Source organism: Corynebacterium pyruviciproducens ATCC BAA-1742 (assembly GCF_000411375.1).
Lineage (GTDB): Bacteria > Actinomycetota > Actinomycetes > Mycobacteriales > Mycobacteriaceae > Corynebacterium > Corynebacterium pyruviciproducens.
In genome coordinates this window covers 212,406-233,236 of the sequence record NZ_KE150446.1, presented here as the reverse complement: position 1 = coordinate 233,236, position 20,831 = coordinate 212,406, and the positions used below count along the sequence as shown (strand labels likewise).

18 protein-coding genes and 1 pseudogene are annotated in these 20,831 nt (G+C 61.6%); 6 read left to right on the top strand and 13 right to left on the bottom strand.

The genetic code is table 11. From position 1 onward, the window contains the following. Nucleotides 1–41: 41 nt before the first annotated feature. The 3 genes from HMPREF1219_RS01155 to HMPREF1219_RS01145 all read left to right on the top strand — a co-directional run bounded on the left by HMPREF1219_RS01155 (nt 42) and on the right by HMPREF1219_RS01145 (nt 3,925). Nucleotides 42–1,496, top strand: coding sequence for an amino acid permease (locus HMPREF1219_RS01155; protein WP_016457172.1), 1,455 nt, complete (start codon nt 42–44; stop codon nt 1,494–1,496). 91 nt (nt 1,497–1,587) lie between these two features. Next, nucleotides 1,588–2,508: a 2,3,4,5-tetrahydropyridine-2,6-dicarboxylate N-succinyltransferase gene (dapD, locus tag HMPREF1219_RS01150; RefSeq protein WP_040427037.1), complete on the top strand. Its 921-nt coding sequence runs from the start codon at nt 1,588–1,590 to the stop codon at nt 2,506–2,508. A 13-nt stretch (nt 2,509–2,521) separates the two neighbouring features. Next, on the top strand, nt 2,522–3,925 hold the full coding sequence (locus tag HMPREF1219_RS01145) for an amino acid permease (protein ID WP_016457170.1): 1,404 nt from the start codon (nt 2,522–2,524) through the stop codon (nt 3,923–3,925). Nucleotides 3,926–4,363: 438 nt separating this feature from the next. Here the strand turns inward: HMPREF1219_RS01145 and HMPREF1219_RS13475 are convergent. From HMPREF1219_RS13475 to typA, 9 genes and pseudogenes are all read right to left on the bottom strand, one after another. Further along, nucleotides 4,364–5,008, bottom strand: a pseudogene (locus HMPREF1219_RS13475) (YczE/YyaS/YitT family protein). A 193-nt stretch (nt 5,009–5,201) separates the two neighbouring features. Continuing rightward, complete coding sequence (locus HMPREF1219_RS01135; protein WP_016457166.1) at nt 5,202–7,940, bottom strand: ExeM/NucH family extracellular endonuclease; 2,739 nt, start codon at nt 7,938–7,940, stop codon at nt 5,202–5,204. Between the two features lie 371 nt (nt 7,941–8,311). Next, nucleotides 8,312–8,854 carry a GtrA family protein gene (locus HMPREF1219_RS01130; protein ID WP_016457165.1) on the bottom strand — a complete coding sequence of 181 codons (543 nt, stop codon included), beginning with the start codon at nt 8,852–8,854 and terminating at the stop codon, nt 8,312–8,314. A gap of 12 nt (nt 8,855–8,866) precedes the next feature. After that, complete coding sequence (gene dapC / locus HMPREF1219_RS01125; RefSeq protein ID WP_016457164.1) at nt 8,867–9,922, bottom strand: succinyldiaminopimelate transaminase; 1,056 nt, start codon at nt 9,920–9,922, stop codon at nt 8,867–8,869. Between the two features lie 133 nt (nt 9,923–10,055). Next, nucleotides 10,056–10,382 (bottom strand): ferredoxin, encoded by a 327-nt coding sequence (gene fdxA / locus HMPREF1219_RS01120; protein ID WP_016457163.1) that lies wholly within the window; start codon nt 10,380–10,382, stop codon nt 10,056–10,058. After that, the gene (locus HMPREF1219_RS01115; RefSeq protein WP_016457162.1) at nt 10,383–10,826 is read right to left on the bottom strand and encodes a hypothetical protein; all 444 of its coding nucleotides are present in this window, start codon (nt 10,824–10,826) and stop codon (nt 10,383–10,385) included. 19 nt (nt 10,827–10,845) lie between these two features. Continuing rightward, complete coding sequence (locus HMPREF1219_RS01110; protein WP_016457161.1) at nt 10,846–11,673, bottom strand: PIG-L family deacetylase; 828 nt, start codon at nt 11,671–11,673, stop codon at nt 10,846–10,848. Next, nucleotides 11,673–13,229, bottom strand: coding sequence for an ABC transporter family substrate-binding protein (locus HMPREF1219_RS01105; protein ID WP_016457160.1), 1,557 nt, complete (start codon nt 13,227–13,229; stop codon nt 11,673–11,675). Before HMPREF1219_RS01105 ends, HMPREF1219_RS01110 begins: the two co-directional genes overlap by 1 nt. Before the next feature lie 182 nt (nt 13,230–13,411). Then, nucleotides 13,412–15,343: a translational GTPase TypA gene (gene typA, locus HMPREF1219_RS01100; protein WP_016457159.1), complete on the bottom strand. Its 1,932-nt coding sequence runs from the start codon at nt 15,341–15,343 to the stop codon at nt 13,412–13,414. A gap of 279 nt (nt 15,344–15,622) precedes the next feature. Between typA and HMPREF1219_RS01095 the strand changes: the two genes are divergently transcribed. From HMPREF1219_RS01095 to HMPREF1219_RS01085, 3 genes are all read left to right on the top strand, one after another. Then, complete coding sequence (locus HMPREF1219_RS01095) at nt 15,623–16,267, top strand: Rv1157c family protein (RefSeq protein ID WP_016457158.1); 645 nt, start codon at nt 15,623–15,625, stop codon at nt 16,265–16,267. Nucleotides 16,268–16,273: 6 nt separating this feature from the next. Further along, nucleotides 16,274–16,816 carry a ribonuclease FAU-1 family protein gene (locus HMPREF1219_RS01090; RefSeq protein ID WP_016457157.1) on the top strand — a complete coding sequence of 181 codons (543 nt, stop codon included), beginning with the start codon at nt 16,274–16,276 and terminating at the stop codon, nt 16,814–16,816. Nucleotides 16,817–16,954: 138 nt separating this feature from the next. Next, nucleotides 16,955–18,013: a DUF808 domain-containing protein gene (locus HMPREF1219_RS01085; RefSeq protein ID WP_016457156.1), complete on the top strand. Its 1,059-nt coding sequence runs from the start codon at nt 16,955–16,957 to the stop codon at nt 18,011–18,013. 44 nt (nt 18,014–18,057) lie between these two features. On the opposite strand, the gene HMPREF1219_RS01080 is transcribed toward HMPREF1219_RS01085, so the two are convergent. From HMPREF1219_RS01080 to HMPREF1219_RS01070, 4 genes are all read right to left on the bottom strand, one after another. Then, nucleotides 18,058–18,807 carry an ABC transporter permease gene (locus HMPREF1219_RS01080; RefSeq protein ID WP_016457155.1) on the bottom strand — a complete coding sequence of 250 codons (750 nt, stop codon included), beginning with the start codon at nt 18,805–18,807 and terminating at the stop codon, nt 18,058–18,060. After that, nucleotides 18,792–19,211 (bottom strand): ATP-binding cassette domain-containing protein, encoded by a 420-nt coding sequence (locus HMPREF1219_RS01075; RefSeq protein WP_016457154.1) that lies wholly within the window; start codon nt 19,209–19,211, stop codon nt 18,792–18,794. The genes HMPREF1219_RS01080 and HMPREF1219_RS01075 overlap by 16 nt, the downstream gene beginning before the upstream one ends. Next, nucleotides 19,183–19,380 carry an ATP-binding cassette domain-containing protein gene (locus HMPREF1219_RS13345; protein ID WP_281166640.1) on the bottom strand — a complete coding sequence of 66 codons (198 nt, stop codon included), beginning with the start codon at nt 19,378–19,380 and terminating at the stop codon, nt 19,183–19,185. Before HMPREF1219_RS13345 ends, HMPREF1219_RS01075 begins: the two co-directional genes overlap by 29 nt. A 629-nt stretch (nt 19,381–20,009) precedes the next feature. Next, a complete protein-coding gene (locus HMPREF1219_RS01070) occupies nt 20,010–20,783 on the bottom strand; it encodes a MerR family transcriptional regulator (protein WP_016457152.1) in 774 nt (257 codons plus the stop codon). Nucleotides 20,784–20,831 lie beyond the last annotated feature (48 nt).

Sequence of the window (20,831 nt, the reverse complement as noted above, 5' to 3'; positions counted from 1 at the left end):
CGTCTGTAGTGTGAGACACGTCGAGCGCCTAGAATCCCACCATGGCTTCGACAAAGAAAACGCAGAGTACAAGCCCTGGTTCGCCCGGCTCGGCGAAGGCGGCTGACGCGAGTCAGCTCGGCTCCGGCCTCCAGGTGCGCCACCTCACCATGATGGGGCTTGGCTCCGCGATTGGCGCTGGCCTCTTTCTGGGCACCGGGGTGGGAATCCAAGCGGCCGGCCCGTCCGTCCTCATCGCCTACATCATCGCCGGCCTGCTGGTTATCGGCGCGATGGAGATGCTCGGTGAGCTGGGTGCCGCCCGCCCCGCTTCGGGGTCCTTCTCCGTGTACGCCGAGATGGCGTTTGGCCGCTGGGCCGGGTTCTACCTCGGCTGGCTGTACTGGTTCATGCTGATCATGGTGCTCGGCGCCGAGATGACTGGTGCCTCCGCGATCATGGCATCGTGGTTCAACGTCGAGCCGTGGATACCAGCGCTCGTCTGCGTCGCGTTCTTCGCGGTTGTCAACCTCATGCAGGTCAAGGGGTTCGGCGAGTTTGAGTTCTGGTTCGCCTTTATCAAGGTTGCCGTCATCGGCATCTTCCTCATCATCGGCGTGCTCCTCATCTTCGGGCTGCTCCCGGGCACGGAGTACGTTGGCGCGCAGCACATCCGCGAATCGGGGTTCCTGCCCAACGGACTGCCCGGCCTCGCCGCCGGTCTTCTTGCCGTAGCCTTCGCCTTTGGCGGGATCGAAATCGTCACGATCGCGGCGGCCGAGTCTGCCGATCCGGTGCGCTCCATCTCGTTGGCAGTCCGGTCGACCATCTGGCGCATTTCCGTGTTCTACTTGGGCAGCGTCTTGGTCATCTGCTTCCTCCTCCCCTTCAACGAGATCTCCGGCGCGGATACGGCGGCGGAGAGCCCGTTCACCCGCATCCTGGCGCTGGCCAACATCCCCGGCGTGGTGGGAATCATGGAGGTTGTCATCGTCCTGGCACTCCTCAGCGCCTTCAACGCGCAGATCTACGCCTCCTCACGGCTCGCGTACTCCCTGGCCACACGCGACGACGCCCCGGCTATCCTGAGCGTAACAAACCGTCACGATGTTCCCATGAACTCGGTTATCCTCTCCATGATCTTCGCCTTCGTATCCGTCGGTCTGCAGTTCTGGAACCCACCGGGACTGTTGCAGTTCCTGCTCAACGCCGTCGGCGGCATCCTCATCGTGGTGTGGGGAACGATCGCGCTCTCGTGGATCAAACTTCACCCGCAACTCAAGGCACAGGGCGAGCTCACACAGGTGCAGATGCCGTGGCACCCGTACTCCGGGTGGGCAACCTTCGGCGTGCTCGTTGTTATCGTCGTCCTCATGCTGTTCGACAGTGGCGCCAGGCAGCAGCTTGTCGCTCTGGTGGGGGTTTCCGTCTTCATCCTTCTCATCGCCTTCTTCACGGGACGCTGGACACGGGACGGGGAGCCTCGCTACCGCAAACACAAGCCGAAGTCCGCCTAGGCCGAATCTGCACCCGGCGGCCAACCCCGCAGGTGTTACCCTGGTGAACCAGAGAATCCGCTCAGAACAAAGGAGATTTTTAACTGTGACCATGACGTCCGCCCACGCTTGGGGCATCGCCACCGTGTCCACCGCCGAGAAAACTAAGGGCACCGTCCTTGATGTCTGGTACCCGGACCCAATCGGCGGCGGTGACCAGGAAAGCGTCGACAAGCTACGGTCCACCGACAGCGACCGTGAGGTAGAGCGGGTGCCCTACGAGTGCACCATCGACGACCTCTCCCAGCCACCGGCCGATACCTACGACGCGTTCCTGCGCCTACACCTGCTGTCCGCCCGCGCCGTCAAGCCCAACGAGATCAACCTCGACGGCATCTTCGGCGTGCTCACCAACGTGGTGTGGACCAACTTCGGCCCGTGCCTGCCCGAGAACTTCGAGGCCACCCGCGCCAAGCTGCAGCAGCGTGGCGAGGGCCAGGTGATCATCTTCCTCATTGACAAGTTCCCGCGGATGGTTGACTACGTGGTCCCCTCCGGTGTACGCATCGGCAACGCGGACCGCATCCGCCTCGGCGCCCACCTCGCCGAGGGCACCACCGTCATGCACGAGGGATTTGTCAACTACAACGCCGGCACCCTCGGCGCCTCCATGGTCGAAGGACGCGTCTCCCAGGGCGTTATCGTGGGCGACCAGACTGACATCGGCGGTGGCGCTTCCACCATGGGAACCCTCTCCGGCGGCGGCAAGGAGCGCGTCAGCTTGGGCAAGCGGTGCCTCCTCGGCGCCAACTCCGGCCTCGGGATCGCGCTTGGCGACGACTGCGTGGTTGAGGCCGGCCTGTACATCACCGCAGGCTCCAAGGTGCTTGTCGACGGCGAACCCGTCAAGGCAGCCACCCTCTCCGGCAAATCCAACATGCTCTTCCGCCGTAATTCTTTGACTGGCGCCATCGAGGTTGTCCCGTGGAAGACCTCGGCTGTTGAGCTCAACGAATCACTCCACCAAAACTAACGGAAGAAAGTACATGTCCACCCCTGCTAACAGCACACAACAGCTGGGAAGCGGCCTCAAAGTTCGCCACTTGACCATGATGGGGCTCGGCTCCACCATCGGCGCGGGTCTCTTCCTCGGCACCGGCGTTGCCATCCAGGCCGCCGGCCCCTCGGCGCTTGTCGCCTACATCCTCGCCGGGATCATGGCCATCCTCATCATGCAGATGCTTGGTGAGATGGGCACCGTCATTCCGGCCTCCGGCTCCTTTTCCGAGTACGCCGAGCACGCCATCGGCCGTTGGGCCGGCTTCACGCAGGGGTGGATCTACTGGCTTGCTACCGTCGCGGTTCTGGGCGCGGAAATCACCGGCGCGTCCGCCTTTGTCGCCTCCTGGTTCGATGTTTCGCCGTGGATCCCGGCTCTCATCTTCGTGCTGTTCTTCGGCATAGTGAACCTGTTGCGCGTGCGGGCCTTTGGCGAGTTCGAGTTCTGGTTCGCCTTTGTCAAGGTGGCAGTGCTCGTCCTCTTCTTGGTCATCGGCGTGCTGCTTATCTTTGGGCTGCTGCCCGGGCACACCTTCATCGGCCTGTCCAACGTACAGGAATCCGGCTTCACGCCGAACGGCATCGCCGGTATCGCCAGCGCCCTGCTGGCTGTAGCCTTCGCTTTTGGTGGCATCGAGGTGGTAGCCATCGCCTCGGCTGAATCCGAGGATCCCAAGAAGTCCTTGGTCAACGCCGTACGGTCCACCATCACCCGCGTGTTCGTGTTCTACCTGGGGTCCGTCGCGATCATCACGCTGCTTCTGCCCTACTCGGAGATCGGCGCCGCCGATTCCGCAGCTGACAGCCCCTTTACCAAGGTGCTGACACTCGCCGGGATCCCCGGCGTGGTGACGTTCATGGAGGTTGTCATCACCCTGGCGCTCCTGTCCGCATTCAACGCACAGATTTACGCCTCGAGCCGGATGATGTTTTCGCTGGCGCAGCGCCACGATGCCCCGAGTATCTTCACCCGGGTCAACCACCGGGGTGTTCCCACGGCGGCGATCACGTTGTCCATCATCTTGTCGCTCATCATGGTGGTGCTGAACTACATCGACGCGGCGGCCGTACTGACGTTCATGCTCAACGCGGCGGGCGCCTCGCTGCTCATCGTGTGGGTGTTCATCACCGTCAGCGAGCTGCGACTGCGCCCCGCGTTGGAGAAGCGCTTCAACCTCACCATCCGGATGTGGGCGTACCCGTACCTCAACTGGGCTGCGCTCGTTGCTTTTGTGCTCCTGGCCATTCTCATGCTCAGCGACCCATCCGCCCGCGTGCAGCTCATCTCGGCCGCGGCGATGTTCATCATCTTGTTTGTGGCAAGCCTTGTGAACTCCAAGGTGCGCGGTCTCTCCCCGTGGGAGAAGGCCCCGCTGCCTGAGCACAGCTAGAACTCCACAAGCCTTTACACCCGGCCCCTGTGTTTCTTCTCCGGCAACGCAGGGGCCGGGTTTTTCCGCGCAGTGAAAAGTGGCTAGCGCGTAGGGGGCGAGGTATCCGGAACCCGGAGACCAACCGAGTCACGGGCGATGAGGTCCGCGTCGGCAAGCAAACTCCACACTCCAGCACACAACGGGCGACGTCCCCCCGTGACGAGCCCCGTGCAACCCTGTGCAACCTCATGCCCCTAAAGAAACGGTACGCACAGAGCCCTCTTACGGAGCGAAAACACCCCCTTAAAAACGGAGGGGAAGGTGGCTCACGGTTACCTGCACCAGCGGCCTCCGGTGGCTACCCACTGCCCTCCGTCGATCACTCAATACCCTCCGGTGGCTACCCACTGCCCTCCGGCAGTCACTCAATACCCTCCAGTGGCTACTCCACGGCTGCTAGAGCCATTTTTGCACCGGCTCGAGCCAGCGCACGAAGTACTTGGCAAAGAACCCGACGAGAAGCGCCGCGGCCAGTGTCCCCTCACGAACGCCCTCGAGGCTCCCCAATACCGCCAGCGACAGCACCGACGCGATGATGACGAGGGACGTGTCTACCGCGATCTTGCACGTACCAAACTCCCTCCACCGCCGCGGCCCGAAGGCACGGTTCAGGGTAACGGAGATGGCAAGGGCGAGCCCATCGCCCGCCATCACGATCACCCGACTCGTCACAGCTACAGACACGCCGAAAGCGACGAGGAGAATCCCCAGCGCACACAGGAGCCACTGCTCGGTGTAGTTGGAATACCCAAGGCCCCGCAGGAGATGCAGGAACACGTCGCACAACAGCCCCATGACGATGGCCGCCGGAAGCTAAACGAGTTGCCTTGGATCGTAGTGCTTTCGCAAGAGGATCATCTGCAAGACCATGAACGCCGCGTTCATCGCGATGGTCCCCGTCCCCACTGTAAACGAGCTCATGAGGCTCGAAACGTACGGAAAGCTGGAGATCGGTGATGTCCCCAGCTCCGCGATGATGGACAGTGCAATACCGCTCGCCATCAGTGATAATCCAACAGCTCCTAGTAAATATCGACGCACTCAAACTTCCTTTCGAGCACACTTTAGTACTCCTAGGCAAGATGTCTAAATGCGTGAATTGAAGGGCTCCATCTGGCGTGGAGCAGCGGAAACACGCCTGCACAGTCGCATTTTTACCGGGTGGCGGCACCTGCCCGCCGCGCGACAAGACCCCGCCCCAGCGACGAACGTGGGGCGGGGCTTTTCCCGTCTGCTACGGAAGCAGCGCCTTAATCTGATTCATGAGGTCGTTGAACGGTCCCGGCGCGAACTGCTGGGCGGCCACGCCGATGCCGAGGAGCCCGATGATCGTGCCGACGATACCGCCGATGATCTTGAGCGCCAGCACTGCCTCATCGGGAAGGTCGGAGGAGGTGTTGGAACCCACCGCGTCCGGCTCATTGTCGGGCGCGGGCTTTGTGGGCGTGAGGTTGAACGCCACCTTGATCGGATCGTGGTCCGAGGAGCGGAACACCGAATTATCCACGAGCTTCGCCACGTTGTAATTCTCCCGCGAGTACTCGAACGCAATGGACTCGTCGGAGTTGATGTCCCACACATCGGCATCGGCGACGAGCTTCATCGCGGCGGCGTTTCCAAAGGCGTGGTCGAGGGAGCCTATCCGGCCCGCAAACTGGTAGGAGTGGCCGGCGTCGAACTGTGTGGCGATGTTGGTGTAGTCGGCGTCCTCGAGCACCTTCATGGTGTCTTCCTTGGTGTAGGAGTTGAGGTCGCCCACAAGGAAGATCGGCTTATCGGCCCACTGTTTGTGGGCAGACACGGCACTGACCAACGCCTCGGCCTGCTCTGCACGCAGAGTGGGGTTATTGCCCTGACCGTCGCCCTTGTCCTTATCGTCGCGGGCGACAGAACCCTTGGACTTGAAGTGGTTGACCACCGCGACAAACTCCGTGTCATCGTGGCCCACGCGGGCGAAGGCCTGCGCCAAGGGCTGGCGGGCAACGCCCGTATAGGCGGGATCGTCGACGATGACGGACGGGCCGACGGGGTGCACCTTATCGCTCTTGTAGATGAACGCGACGCGGATGACATCCTCGTTACCGGGGACGGTCTCGGGCGAACGAACGGCCTCCCACGTCGCCTTCTGCCCACGTTTGGTGAGGTCAGCGTTAAGGGCATCGACGAGCGTGAGCAAGGACTCGTCCCGGCGAGAGGAATCACCGGTAACCGTGGCGGTGTTTTCGATCTCCTCGAGGCCGAGCACGGAGACGTCGAGCGTGTTGATCGCGTTGACAATCTTCGCCTGCTGGCGGTCGAACGCCTCCTGCGACCAGGCACCGCGGACTGTGCACCAGTTGGCGGTGACGTTGTTGCCGTCTTTATCGGTGTACGCCTTGCAGTTCTTCTCGTTCTTGCCCAGGCTGGTGAAGTAGTTGAGGACGTTGAAGGAGGCGAGCGACAGCTCCGAGTCCTTCACCGTCGGGCCGTGTTCCTCCGCCGCGCGGGAATCGTCCCACGTGATCGGGAGTTCGCCGGCCTTAGTGTTACCGGTTACCGGTGCGGTGGGCTGCAGGCCCCACGCGTCGTAACGGTTGCCCAGAATCACCGGTTGCGTGAAGGAGACGGTGTCCCCCGTGCGCAGTGATTTGACGGTGCTTCCGCCGGTGACAATGTAGGGCAGCGGGGTTTCCTTGTCCGTCCGTGCGTAGTTGCGAGACCGGCCGTCGTCAAGCAGCACCTGCTTGGTCAGCTGCTCGCGGGTGAGCTTTTGCACGTCCGAGTTCGGGTCTGTGGACGGCGGGAACACGTCGGTGGGCTGGTAGAACGGCTCAGTTCCGGGGGCTAGTCCCACGGTGCCAAAAGTGTTGAGATCGTAGTTGTTGCTCACGGTGTACGACCCGGTGATTTTCACCAGCATGCCCTCGTAGGCTTCGCGGGCCGCGTCCCCGGCCGGGATCTCGGTGAGTTCCACGGGAGTGGGTTGGGTGCCGCAATCAGTGCCCTCGGAAACCTCCGGATCGGCGAGCTGAGTCTCTGAGAATACCTTCCCCTCGTACTCCTTCGCGGTGCCGGTAACCGTGACGCACGCGCCCACTGCGGGGTAGTCTGCCGCGTCTTTTCCAAACCACACGAACACCGCATCGGATGGGTCGGTTTCCGAATGCTGTTTCGTCTCGCCACCTTGTTGCAAGTAGAAGCCATCAAAACCGCCCTCCGCGTAGCTGGCTGTGACGTACCCCTTGGTAGTGACACGCTGACCTGCCAGCGGCGTAGTTGGTGTGGTGCCTTGGATCTCGTTGATGGACACCTGCTTTGCCGGCGGTTCCTGGGGCTCGGAATTGTCTCCCCCAGGATTGTCGGATTCGCCGGAACCGGGGGTGCCGTTCCCGTTGTCCGCACCCGTCCCCTGGGGAGTGGGGGCTGCGGTAACGAAGTCGGCCGAGTTATCGTCGGTATCAACGCCGGTTTCCTTGCGCTGGATGGACACCGTGTTGGAGCTCGCCGGTGCGGCGGCCTTTTCGCTTGCCACCGCGTCTCCCCAACCAACCAGGTCGATGACGGTGGCCCCGGGTGCCCAGGGATCCGCCGCAGGGGTCAGGGCAACGATTCCACCCTTGGCACCCATCGCAATCTCACCTGTGAAATCCGCGGTGAGGCCCGTGCTTCCGTTCTTGCCGGCGGCCAGCTTGATGAGGAAGTGCCCGTGCGCCGGTGCCGTGCCGGTGAGCTGGAGGATGTTCCCCGCGTTCGGTGTGCTCCCCTTGGTGGACGTGTATTGCAGGTACAGCCCGTCGAGGGAAATTTCTTTATCCGTGGGGTTGAAGAGCTCGACGAAATCGTTGGTGTACTCCGCCCCGGAGTTTCCGCCTCCCCCGTACACCTCGTTGATGACGATCTGGGAGCCATCGGGAGCCGCCGTGGCGGGCACCGCCACCCCCGTGACCATTGTGAGCACGCTGAGCGCTGCGAGCCCCGCTCTACACTTCCTCATACCTGTAAACCTTCTTTAAGCGATGCCAATAAGTCCGTAACACCTATTTTCTTACCAGTAGGCTCGTCGCCTCGCAGTGCAACTTTTTGCCCCCTGTACACCCGGCACCCACCCGGATCCTCCCGTTCCCCTGCTACCCCACCGTCACGCGGGCGCGCCTTTTTCTTCCCCACTGGGCTACGGCACCGTGAACATTCTGCCCAGTTTTGAGGCCGCGTACGGGGATGAAGAGGCGGTGTCCTTGTGGCCGCGTCGCCCGGGGCCACGTTGCCCGGGCGTGTTGGGGTGACGGCACACAGAGGAGGGGCCACGGATCAAAACCGTGGCCCCTTTATTTTCACGCCCACCGGCGCGGTGTCGCGTGCGCAAGCTTACTGTGGCTTGGCTGTGGAAATAACTTTTACACCGTCCGGGATCTTGTTACGGAACGTCCACAGCTTGTTGATGACGAAGTTGATCGGCATGGCCGCCAACACCGAAATTGCGTTGGCCCAGTACACGCGAGTACGGAAACCCGTGGTGTCATCGAAGATGTCGGTGGGCAAGGCGATCGGCGAGGTGGGATTCATCAGCAGCGTCGCCACCACCTGGCTCACCACCAGGGCACCGATGCCCGTGAGAAGGAACTTCCAATAGCCCCGCAGCCAGCCAACGGACTTACCCTTGAACGTCCAAAAGCGGTTGAGCTGGTAATTCCACGTGTTAGCCACCAAAAAAGCGATGGTGATCATGATGTGGTACCAGCGGATGTTGAACTGCGTGCCAAAGAGGTTCGCCACCACCTGGTCCTCGTCGATGCCCACAAACCTGTTGAGCACCCACACGACGAAGAAGTTGACGATGGTTCCGGAACCGCCGACCATCCCGAACTTGATAAATTCGCGGAGGTTGGCAAATACGCGCGTTGTATCCATGTGAGCCCCGGGTTACTTGGTCAGTCTCTTGGCAGCGGCGATGGCATCGTCGTCCGTGATGGTCAAAGCGATACGGACGTGCTCCTTGCCCGCTTCGCCGTAGAAGTCACCGGGGGTGACCAGCAGTCCGCGCTCAGCGAACCACCGCGCGGTATCCCAACAATTTTCGCCACCGGTGGTCCATAAGTACAGCCCCGCATCCGAGTGGTCGATGGTGAAACCAGCTGCGGTAATCGCCTCAGTGAGCACCTTCCGGCGCGCAAAGTACCGCGCCTTTTGGAAGGATTCCTGCTCGTCATCGTTGAGCGCGGCAATGGTGGCGTACTGGATGGGGTACGGCACCATGAACCCGCTGTGCTTGCGCACGAGGGTGAGCTCCTCAATAAGATCCGGGTCGCCCACGACGAACCCGGAGCGGTAGCCGGCAAGGTTGGAGGTCTTGGACAGCGAGTGGATAGCAAGCAGCCCCGTGTGGTCGCCGTCGCACACCGCAGGATCGAGGATCGAATGCGGGCGCTTATCGGTCCACCCCATGCCCAGGTAGCATTCGTCGCTGACGAGAATGGCTCCACGGGACCGGGCATCGGCCACGTACTCGCGCATCTGTTCAACGGTGAGAACCTCGCCGGAGGGGTTGTTGGGCGAGTTGATGAAGGTGAGGTCAGCACCCTCGTTGACAATCTTCGCGTCCGCCATGATGGCGGCAATCTCGTAGGTGGGGTACGCAAGCTCCGGGTACGCCACCGTATCCACGCGCAGGAAGGACGGCAGGCCAGCGATGAGCTCTTTCGTCCCGATGGCCGGGAGAACCGCGGTGATTCCCTGCATGTTGTAGCGACGCTCGAGCGAGGAGACGATGGCCTCGCGCAATTTCGGCACGCCGATGGTGGGAGGATACCCAGACAACGCGGCCGCTTCCGAGAGCGCCACCTGGATGGAGGGGAAAACTGGATCGACGGGGGCACCGACGGTAAGTTTGATCATGCCGTCGGGGTGCTCACTCGCCGTTTTCTCCAGCGGGGTCAGCTTGTCCCAGGGAAATTCCGGCAGTTTAATGGGGTGTCTCACGCTCGTTCACCATCTCTTTACAGGGTGTGGGTTAAAACAGTTAAGCGGGCTGCGCTCACCGCAGCCCGCGCCGAAGCTTCTCCGCTTTCCACCACTATTGTGCTGGTGGAAAGCGCCACGCTTCACCTACGGATTATTCGTCACCGTCTCGTGGGGGAAGTTTGGCCACCAGCGGCGGATCGAAGTCCTGCGCACCAAGCTTGGCGGCTCCACCCGGGGAACCGAGCTTTTCAAAGAACGCGGCGTTTGCCTCGTTGTAATCCACCCACTCGTCCGGCACATCATCCTCGTAGAAGATCGCTTCTACCGGGCACACAGGCTCGCAGGCGCCGCAGTCGACGCACTCGTCGGGATGGATGTACAGGCTTCGTGCACCCTCGTAGATGCAGTCCACCGGACACTCTTCAACGCATGCCTTGTCCTTCACGTCAACGCATGGTTCAGCAATTGTGTATGTCATTTACCTCTCCACATCTGGGTTATCTCTCGCCATTGTAATAAGGGGCCATAGTCCACCACAAACGCCCGCTCCTATCAGCGCTCCAACGCGTGGCCCCCATGGCAACAGGATGTCCGGGCGGGTGGGGGCAATAAACACCAACGCCACCACAACGCCTAGCCACACACCGAGCGGAATCGCCGCGATTACCCTGCTAGTGGTCCACAAACGGGAGGTCCGGCTGAGCACCATGGTGAACGCGAAAGCGATCGCCACGGTGTACGGCACCGGCGAGGTGAGGTACACCATCTCTAAGAGCGCAGAGATGGCCGCAAAGATGGCCAGCCACACGTAGGCGGTACCGATTCCGTCGAGGTTACGGGTTCTTTTCTTAGCGCCCGCACCTGTGGATTGGCTCGGCTCGCTGATACCTGGGGTATCTAGTGGCTCTCGTTCGCCCGTCATCGTCCGGTGTCCGCCGGCCCTAGTCGGCAGCAGCGACGTGGTAGTCCGCTGGGGCGACCTGGTAGTGCTCCGTGCGGCGCAGTGGCTGGCTCATGAGGTTGGAGAGGCAAAAGACGTACCCCTCGGCGCGGGCGAACGCCTGGTGGGGGTTGACGTCACTGACGGAGCCGTCGGCAAGCCACAACTGTGTGGCGTGCGCCTTCATCGCCTCGGCTTTCGCGTTGTACGCGCGGTCATCGAGTTCGATGGCCTTGTCGGTGTGGTCGACGGTGACAATCTCCCCGGGCTCCGGGATCCGCCACGGCGAGTAATCAATCTTCGCCAACGCGTCGCGCACGTCGGTCTCCAACTCCACTGCCCACCACACAGGCGTGTCCCCTGCGACTGCGTGTGTGAGCCTGTGGGCCGCGATGTGGTCGCGATGGCCGTAGGTGCCAAACGGGTCGTAGGTGACCAGGAGGTCGGGATTAAGCTTTCCGACGAGCTCCCGCAGCTCGCCTTCCGCCTCGCCCAGCGAGTTGATGAGGGCATTGCTCCGCGCTTCACCTTCCATTCCTGAGTCACGGAAGTGCCCTGCTCCCCCCAGGAAGTGGCCTGTGCAGCCCAGGATGTCCAAGGAACGCTGCAGCTCATGGATCCTAAAACCGCCGAGCTGGTCGGTGTGATCCACGGTGAGGAGCTGGTACGGCTCGCCGATGACCTCGCCCTCCTCACCCAGGGTGCAGGTGATGACGTGGACGTCGGCCCCCTTATGTGCCGCCTGGTAGAGCAGTCCGCCGGTGAAGAGAGCTTCATCGTCGGGGTGCGCGTGCACGGCCACAACCGTTTTTCCAGCCCAGTTTTCCATCAGTTCTTCCTCCATTCGGGAGCCGTGGGGATCGATCCCGCGGCGAAAAATACCGGCCACTCATCCAGGCTAGCAGCGGGGGTGAGGATCTTTGGCGAGAGAATATCCACACGCGTATCCGCGACAATCGGCACGGAGATGACCTCGTTTTTCTCCAGCTGCTCCACTTTGTCCTTCGCGGTGGCCCGCTCTCCCGAGAGATACTGCTGGAAGGCGAAGTCCGCCCGCTCGTCGCAGAAACCGGACAGATTAGACGGGCTGTCACACTGGTAGCGAGACACCTCGGCGAGTGGGTCCCCGGTACGTTCCCACGTAACAAAGATATCCGCCTGCGTCACCTGGGGATCGCCTTGGATAAGTGCGGCATCAAAACCCTTGTTGTTAAGGGTGTCCACCAACGCCTGCGCGAGAGTCACCGCCTGCTGGTCACGTGAATCCGCAGCCACATCGATGCGGGTGGAGACGTAATCGCTGCCACTGCCTTCTTCCGGCAGTTTTTTCTCTTCCACCTGCGGGTTGCGGGCGAGTGGCTCAGCCACACTCAAGTGTGAGGAACGCCCGAGTGCGATCTTGGCCAACAAGTGCGGGTCGATCGTATCCGCAATAATCTTGCGTTGCTCGGGCGTAGTGATGGCCGGGGAATTCATGTTAAAGACGAGGCTGAGCTGGGCCTCCCGGTCGCGTACCCGGACGGCGGTGTCATGCATGAGCGTTCCGATGTCCACGGTTGTTTCGTCCGGAGCCACATCCGAGTAGCTCACTCCCCCGCTGCGCATGAGCTGATATGTCCTATCACGAACCTCTTGAAAGGTGATGACGTCGGTTTCGGCCGGGTTGTCGCCCCAGTACCGATCGTTGCGGTTCAAAGTCACCACACCGCGCCCCCTGTCGACGCTCTTGAGCATGTACTTGCCCGCAGATGCCGGGATGGAACTGATGAGAACCTGGTTGAAAGGCACCGTGTCATTGACAAACAGATGGCTGGGCAGCATGTAGGTGAACAGCCTCTTCCACTGGGGGAAGCTGTGCTTGAAATCAACTTCCACTGTCTTCCCCCCGTCGAGCACCCTGACCTCGGAGATATCTTGGTAGCCTGCGGCACCGATGACGCCGGGGGTGGAGATCATGTTCTGCCACAGGTACCGGAAATCGGCACCGGTGACGGGCGTACCATCGCTCCACTGCGCGGCGGGAGTGATGACGTAACGGATGGTTTGCTTCGCTTCTCCCACCGGTGCCACTGGTTCGGCGCTGACGAGGAGGTCCGTGTTCATGGCGCCGTCGATAAAGGCCGAGGGCAACACCAGCGCCGCCAGCGATTGCGTGAAGGCGGACTCGTCGGCGCGCAGGTGCGGGTTGAATCCGGCGTTGATGGAATCGATGCCCACGTTAATTTGCGATCGACCCGGCGTTTGCTCCACCGGAGCGTTATTCTCCGGCGCCTCGGCGCGCACGTCAACCTCAGGCTCCGCCACTGGGGGTGGCCCGGGATTGGCGGCACAAGAGGCCACAACGAGGGCACTACACACCAGTGAGATGAAAAGTGAAGCGCGCATAAGTTGTAATCTTACGCGCGCTCACTGAGGTTTTTTAGTTATGGGTGACAGCCTCGGTCGGCCACCTGCGCCGGTCAGACTTCGGAAACCTACACGGGCGTTATTTCAGCGACCGCATATAGCGGACGCTTGCAGCGGTCGCATATTGCGGGCACCCGCGGCGGTCGCCCGCGCGACGGCTGTTACTTCGTCTTCTTCGCGCGGCTGCGGGCCTTGCCACGCTCCGCGGCATCGAGGATCACCTTGCGCAGGCGGATGACATCCGGGGTAACCTCCACGCACTCATCGTGGGCACAGAACTCCATCGCCTCATCTAGCGACAGCTTGCGGGCCTTGCTCAGCGTCACCGTTGCGTCTGCGGTAGCGGAACGCATGTTGGTGAGCTTCTTCTCCTTCGTGATGTTGACGTCGATGTCCTCGTCACGGTTGGTCATGCCCACAACCTGGCCCTCGTAGGACTGGGCGCCGGGCTCGACAAAGTAGGTGCCACGGTCCGCAAGCTGGATGAGGGCGTACGCGGTGACCTGGCCGGAGCGGTCGCTCACGATGGAGCCGGTGGTGCGGTCCTTGATCTCTCCGGCCCACGGCTTGTAACCGCAAGAGTACTGGTTGGCAATGCCATTGCCCTTAGTCTCTGTAAGGAAGGTCGTGCGGAAGCCGATGAGGCCACGCGCCGGCACCTCGTACTCCATGCGGATCCAATCAGTCCCCGTCTGGTCCATGCTGAGCAGCACGCCCTTGCGCACTGCCATGAGTTGGGTAACGTTGCCTTGGAACTCAGCCGGAATATCAATGACCATGTGCTCGTACGGCTCGTGGGTCTTGCCATCGATTTCGCGGGTAACCACCTGGGGCTTGCCCACAGTGAGCTCGAAGCCCTCACGGCGCATCGTTTCCACGAGAACGGACAGCGCCATCTCGCCACGGCCTTGAACTTCCCACGTATCGGGGCGCTCGGTGGGCAGAACTCGCAGGGACACGTTGCCCACGAGTTCTTGCTCGAGGCGCGCTTTCACCATGCGGGCGGTGAGCTTGTCGCCACCGTTGCGCCCGGCCAACGGGGACGTGTTCACACCGATCGTCATGGAGATGGCGGGCTCATCCACGGTGATCCGGGGAAGCGCGATGGGGTTCTCGGGATCGGCGAGGGTATCGCCGATCATGATTTCGTCGATGCCGGACACCGCTGCGATATCGCCAGCGATAACCTCGTCGGCGGGGACGCGCTCCATGCCGACGGTGCGCAGAAGCTCGGAAATCTTGCAGTTCTTAATGTGCTGGTTGCCCTCGGAATCGTAGTGAATCCACGCCACCTGCTGGCCCTTCTTTAGGGACCCTGCGTGCACACGGACGAGGCCGATGCGGCCGAGGAACGAGGACGAGTCCAGGTTGGTCACGTGCGCCTGCAGCGGACCGTTGTGATCGGCGGTGGGCTCGGGCAGGACGTCGTAGAGGACGTCGAAAAGCGGCTGCAGGTTGTCGTTTGCGGGAGCATTACCGTTACCGGGATTCTCAAGGGAGGCACTGCCGGCGCGACCCGAGGCGTAGAGAACGGGAATATCCAGCAGCGACTCTGCGGCCTCGGCGGCCTCCGGGTCCTCGATGGTGGAGGCGAGCTCGAGGAGCAGGTCCTGAGTCTCGGAGACGACCTCGTCGATGCGCGCATCGGGACGGTCCGTCTTGTTCACCACGATGATGACCGGGAGCTTGGCGGCCAGCGCCTTGCCTAGCACGAAGCGAGTCTGCGGAAGGGGGCCCTCGGATGCGTCGACAAGCAAAATCACACCGTCAACCATGGACAGCGCGCGCTCTACCTCGCCGCCGAAGTCGGCGTGGCCGGGCGTGTCGATGACGTTAATAATAAGGTCCTTGCCGTCCTTGCCGGCACCCTTGCGGCGAATCGAGGTGTTCTTGGCCAAAATGGTGATGCCCTTCTCGCGCTCGAGGTCGCCGGAATCCATGACGCGGTCTACGACTTCCTCGTGATCGCCAAAAGCGCCGGACTGTCGGAGCATGGCATCCACGAGCGTGGTTTTGCCATGGTCGACGTGGGCGACAATGGCAACGTTGCGAAACTCGGTGTCGAGATCCTGGTCATGAATAGCTTGAGTCACAAGATTTTCCCTTCGGTAGTTAGTCAACCGTAGACACAATACTCCCCGGAGGGTGGCAGCGCACGTTACGTGAGAAATTCCACATTTGCCCCACCGGGCGTAACACTCGCCGGATCTCAAACGACCTAACCAAAGGACGAAGAAAAGTGGACAACACGGCTGGAGTTGGTCCAGCAACGGAGCTTAAAGCGTGAAGTCTGAGGCTGCGATTGGTAAGGCCTAGACGCAACGCAGTTTTGTTACTAAAGTGGCAGATGTTGTCTATGTGAAAGGTGTGTTATGGGTTACGGGAGATGCGGACGCAAGGTTATCGCCACCCTAGCAGCAGTCGGCATCGCGGTGACTGCAACGGCCACTGCCCCTGTCGCAGCAGCTCAATCCTCCACTGACCCGCTGGGACGCCCCAACCAGCAGATCCTCGATGCTGCAACCTCGTGGGCCTCCACACTCCCCGCCCCGCTCAAGGAGAAAGTCCTCGCCGCCGTCGATTTCTTCGGCGACCACGGAGAGGGTAAAGTACCTCTTGAAGGCCCGGTAATTTCCCAATTCCTGTGGCCGACAGTATCTCGCGGTTGTATCGCCGCCGGTGGGGATTCCGTAGCGTCTGCAGTTGCAGTTCCCGGCCCCGCCAACCTCCCGCTCCCCGGTGTTGAGCCCGGTCACACGGCGTTCGTGTTTACCGCCCTCGGCACCCCTGGCGCGACGGATTCCGACATTACAGTCCGCTGGATTAACCTCTCCACCTTCGCGTCATCCACCACGCGGCTCGCCCCCTCGAAGCACCTCAATCCTTCCGGTCCCGCCACCGTGGTCGGTGACGCACCCACCGGCAGTGGCCCGGTTCTCGCGCTTATCGACGGTCACGTCAACGGCTGCTACTTCCCTCCCACTGTCGCCTCCTTCTCAGTACCGAACCAAGGATAAACAGCCATGACCGATTTGCACCCAGTTAAAACTGAAACGTTCGACCCCCATGCAGGGATCAACGTCGACCCCAAGGGTTTCACCCGTAAGGTAGACTCATACACGGATGCCGGCACCGCGCTCTACATGGCCCGCGGCGCCGACCACAAGAACTTTGGTTACCTGGAAAGCTGGCTGCTGCCGGAGCTGAACCTGCGCTTCAACGTCTTCCACTACCGTGCCGAGTCCGGCATTCCCGACGGCATCTACATTGACATCGCCGATATCAGCGAGGAAGACGGCGTGTGGCGCACCCGCGACCTGTACGTTGACCTGTTCCTCCACGACGGTAAACCCGTCGAGGTACTTGACATCGACGAGCTCGCCGCCGCTACGTCGGCGCACTACATCACCGCCGAGGAGGCGGAGCTCGCCATCGAGACCACTCTGCGAGCCGTCGAGGGCATCACCCGCCACGGTGACGATCCGATGGCGTGGCTCGAATCCCTCGGTGTGAACATCTCTTGGGCAAACAAGGACGACATCACCCTCACCCCGGCGAGTGTGTAAACCGGTAGTCCCCGACCCCGCCCACCGCTATCGGCGCGCGCTGCCACTAGCAGGGATTCTTCTCGGTCACCGAAGATAACCGCACGTTGCTAGACTGGCACACGATACCTTTTTCCAACGACAGAAAGTGGTGACCCCATGGCTGGTGGCCTCGCTGCCCTCCTGGACGACGTAGCCCTCATCGCAAAAGCTGCCGCATCGAGTGTCGATGACGTAGCGGCGGCGGCAGGCAGGACCTCCATGAAGGCGGCCGGCGTGGTTGTCGACGATACTGCGGTCACCCCCCAGTACGTACAGGGCATCACCCCTGCTCGCGAGCTCCCCATTATCTGGCGTATCGCCAAGGGCTCCCTTTTTAATAAGCTCGTCCTCATCCTCCCCTTCGCACTTTTCCTGAGTTGGCTCGCACCATCCTGGTTGACGCCGATCCTCATGCTCGGCGGCTGCTACCTCACCTACGAGGGGATGCACAAGGTCATCGCAAAGATAACGGGCACCGACGACCAGACCGATACCGTCCAGGTCAAAGGCGCCGCCGCGGAGGATGCCCTGGTGAAATCTGCGGTGACCACCGATCTCATTCTCTCCGCGGAGATCATGGTCATCTCCCTTGGCGAGGTGACAAATCAGCCATTTTGGACCCGCCTCGCTGTGTTGGTCATCGTGGCGATCGGAATCACGGCGCTCGTGTACGGCGCTGTGGCGATCCTGGTGAAGATGGATGACCTGGGCATGAGCATGGCCGACTCGTCCAGCGAGTCCACGCAATCGATGGGACGCAACTTGGTGAACGCCATGCCCAAGGTGCTCAACGCCATCGCGGTCATTGGTACGGCCGCGATGCTCTGGGTCGGCGGGCACCTCATTGTCAACGGCGCGAACACCCTCGGCCTCCACCAACCGGCAGAATTCATCCACGGGCTCTCCGCAGCCGTCGGTGGCGGCGCAGTCGGATGGATCGTGGATACGGTGTGCTCGATGATCGTGGGCGCGATCATCGGCACTATCGTGGTTATCCTCGTCACTATCTTCCACGCTTTAACAGGCAAGGCCGACGAGGAGCAGCACAACGGTGTGAAGTACTACCTCAACGAGGAAGAGCAGCGGCTTGTGGAGGCGTACCGGTCCAACCAGGACGATAACCCCTACACCTACACCATCCCCGCACCCCGCAGTAAAGATTCGTCCCGGGATTAGACAGAGAGGAACTACTAGCGCCGAGCCCCTGCGCGCCCCGGTCGCTAGTCAGTGGCCCGCCGCATGGTCACAGGTGCAAGAACCAGCGCTGCAAGAGCCACAGCGGCGAGGCCAGCAAGACGCACCCCGCTCCCACTACCGAGACTATCGGAGCCGAGTACCTCGACTACGACATCGACCGCCCACGTCATGGGCAGCACGTGGGCGCAGGCTTCCAACACCGCGGGTATGTGCTCCACCGGCACAAAGAGGCCGCAGAGGAAAAGCTGAGGTGCCACAAACACGGGCATGAACTGCACGGCCTGCAACTCATTTTGCGCAAAGGCACTGGCCAGTAGACCACAAGCGATGCCGATGAGCGCGCACAGGAATGAAAGAAGCAGGAGAACGAGTGCGCTGCCTGCAATTGTTGCGCCGAACGGGTACAACACCAGCCCCGTGAGAATGCATGATTGAATGAGTGCCAAAACCCCGAACACGATCGCGTAGGCGCTAACAAGTGACAGCGTTGTTGCCGGTGTTGTGAACACCCGCTCCAGCGTTCCCGTTGTTCGCTCGCGGAGCATGACCACCGATGTCACGATGAACATGAGCACCATGGGCAGGACCACCACCATGATGGGCCCCAGCCGGTCAAAGACCGGGGTACCGCCCGGTGGCACGGGTAGATCGACAAATACGTAGTAGTGCAGGGTGATGAGCAAGGCGGGGACAACCAGGATGAGCGCTACCGTCCGTGGATCGTGGCGGAGCTGGCCCGTGATGCGAATGATGGTGGCTAGTGTTGCGCGCATGATCCGTCCCTCCTAATCAATTCAACAAAGGCATCCTCCGGCGTGGCCGTCGAAGTCTCCTTCATAATCTGTTCCATCGGCGCGTGCGCTAGGAACTGTCCTTCCCGCATGACCAACGTTGAGTCACAGCGCATCGCCTCGTCCATGACATGGCTGGAGATGAAGAGCGCCGTGCCCCGGTCGGCTAGCTCGCGGAACTGGTACCACAGTGCCTGACGCGTGAGGGGGTCAAGGCCGACCGTCGGCTCGTCGAGAAGCAAAACCTCCGGATCCCCCACCAACGCGCACGCAAGAGAGGCCCGGTGTGCCTGGCCGCCGGAGAGCGAAGCGATGGTTTCATCCGCCCAAGTAGAAAGCTCAACCTGCTCGCTTGTGTCACCAACATGGGGAGGCAGGGGCACCATCCAGGCGCGCGAAGTAACTCACGTTTTCACGGACAGTGAGGTCCTTGTAAATGGACAAATCTTGGCTGGAAAAAGCAAGACGCGTGCGCAGGCTGGGGGTTCCCGCAGGGCTGCCTAGCACCGTGATGGAACCCGCGGTGATCTTCTGCACCCCCATAATGGAGCGAATGAGCGTAGTCTTCCCGCATCCAGAGGGGCCAATGAGTCCCGTTATTTCACCGCGATTTCACCGCGCGCGAGCGTGCAACTAGGTTCGCGCACGATGACACGCCCTCCCCGTTTTACGGATACGTTCTCACACGTCACCGAGGCGGGTGCTGTAGTCCGATGAGAATGAGAAACCATGAATTTAGCCTAGCGCTCGCGCGTGCCTGCTCGTGGCGGAGTGAGCCACGATAAACACAAAAAGGGGCTCCCAGCCGACCTCACCCAGGTGTAGTAGCTGGTAGCTCCTTGTCCAGGCAGCCAACCACCAGTGTTCAGTGGCGGCCAGCCGCACTTGCGACTTACACGTTGAACTTGAATTCGACCACGTGTCGTTGGTAAATAACCATTCCGCGAAAGACAGTAGGTAAATCCAGAGAAGTACCGCAGGATGCGGCCATGGCGCTACCGCTCCGGGAACCTCTAGCAACTCAGGAAGCAACAGGGCACGGTGTGGTGTCTGCTGCGCGGTTTCGTAAAAATACGCAAAAAAGACGTGGTGCTCGCTGGTCATCGCATAGGCGCGACAACACTAGACCTAACCAAACCGTGACCTTTGCTCCAGCAAGAGTTGGAAGGATCACTGCTCCGTTTCTAACCCCACTGCGGGTTGCCCACGTCCACACCTTCGGCCGCCGCGTGGGCGGTGACCAGCTCGAGCAGGTAGTCCTGCGCGCCGCCGTAGGCTTCGTGGAAGCGCGCGTCGTCAACGTACATGCGCGCGAGGATGAGCTGACGAGCCGGGGACACCTCGTACCACTGGGCGATGCTTGCGCGGTGGCGCTCCACCAGTGCTTCGGCTTCCTCGGAGCCGGGGTCCACGCCGGAATCGCGTGCGGCGATCAGATCCGCGGCGAGCGCGTCCTGTTCTTCCTGCAGGCGTTTGAAGTCACCTTCGCCCATTTGAGTGAGCTTTTTCTGGGACTGCGCCCACTCCGGGGTATCACCCCAGCGCTGCTCAGCCTCCTCCTGGTAGGCGGGCATATCTTCGCCGAGGTACTTCTTCATTGCGTCCATGTCGATCGATCCTTTCGTTGCGTTGTCAATGAGGTGCTGGACAGATGTGAGTTGGGCGTCGAGCGTGCGCCGTCGAGAAGCGAGTGCTTCTTGGTGGTGCTTGAGGGCGCGGGTGAGGGCGGCTCCGGAGGCGTCGAGAAGCTGCGCGATCTGCGCAAGCGGCACGCCGACTCCACGGTAGAGGGCGATGGCCGCGCCGCGCTCGAGGTCCGCATCGCTGTAAACGCGGTGGTCGGCCCACGTGCGCGCGGGTGTGATGAGGCCGAGCGCCTCCCAGTGGCGCAGCGCCTTGGTGGAAACGCCGAGGGCCTCCGCGGCCTCGCCGATCGTGTATTCGATACCATCTACCATGGTTACGATTGAACAGCTTGCCGCAGGGGCAAGTGCAAGTTGGAAGCA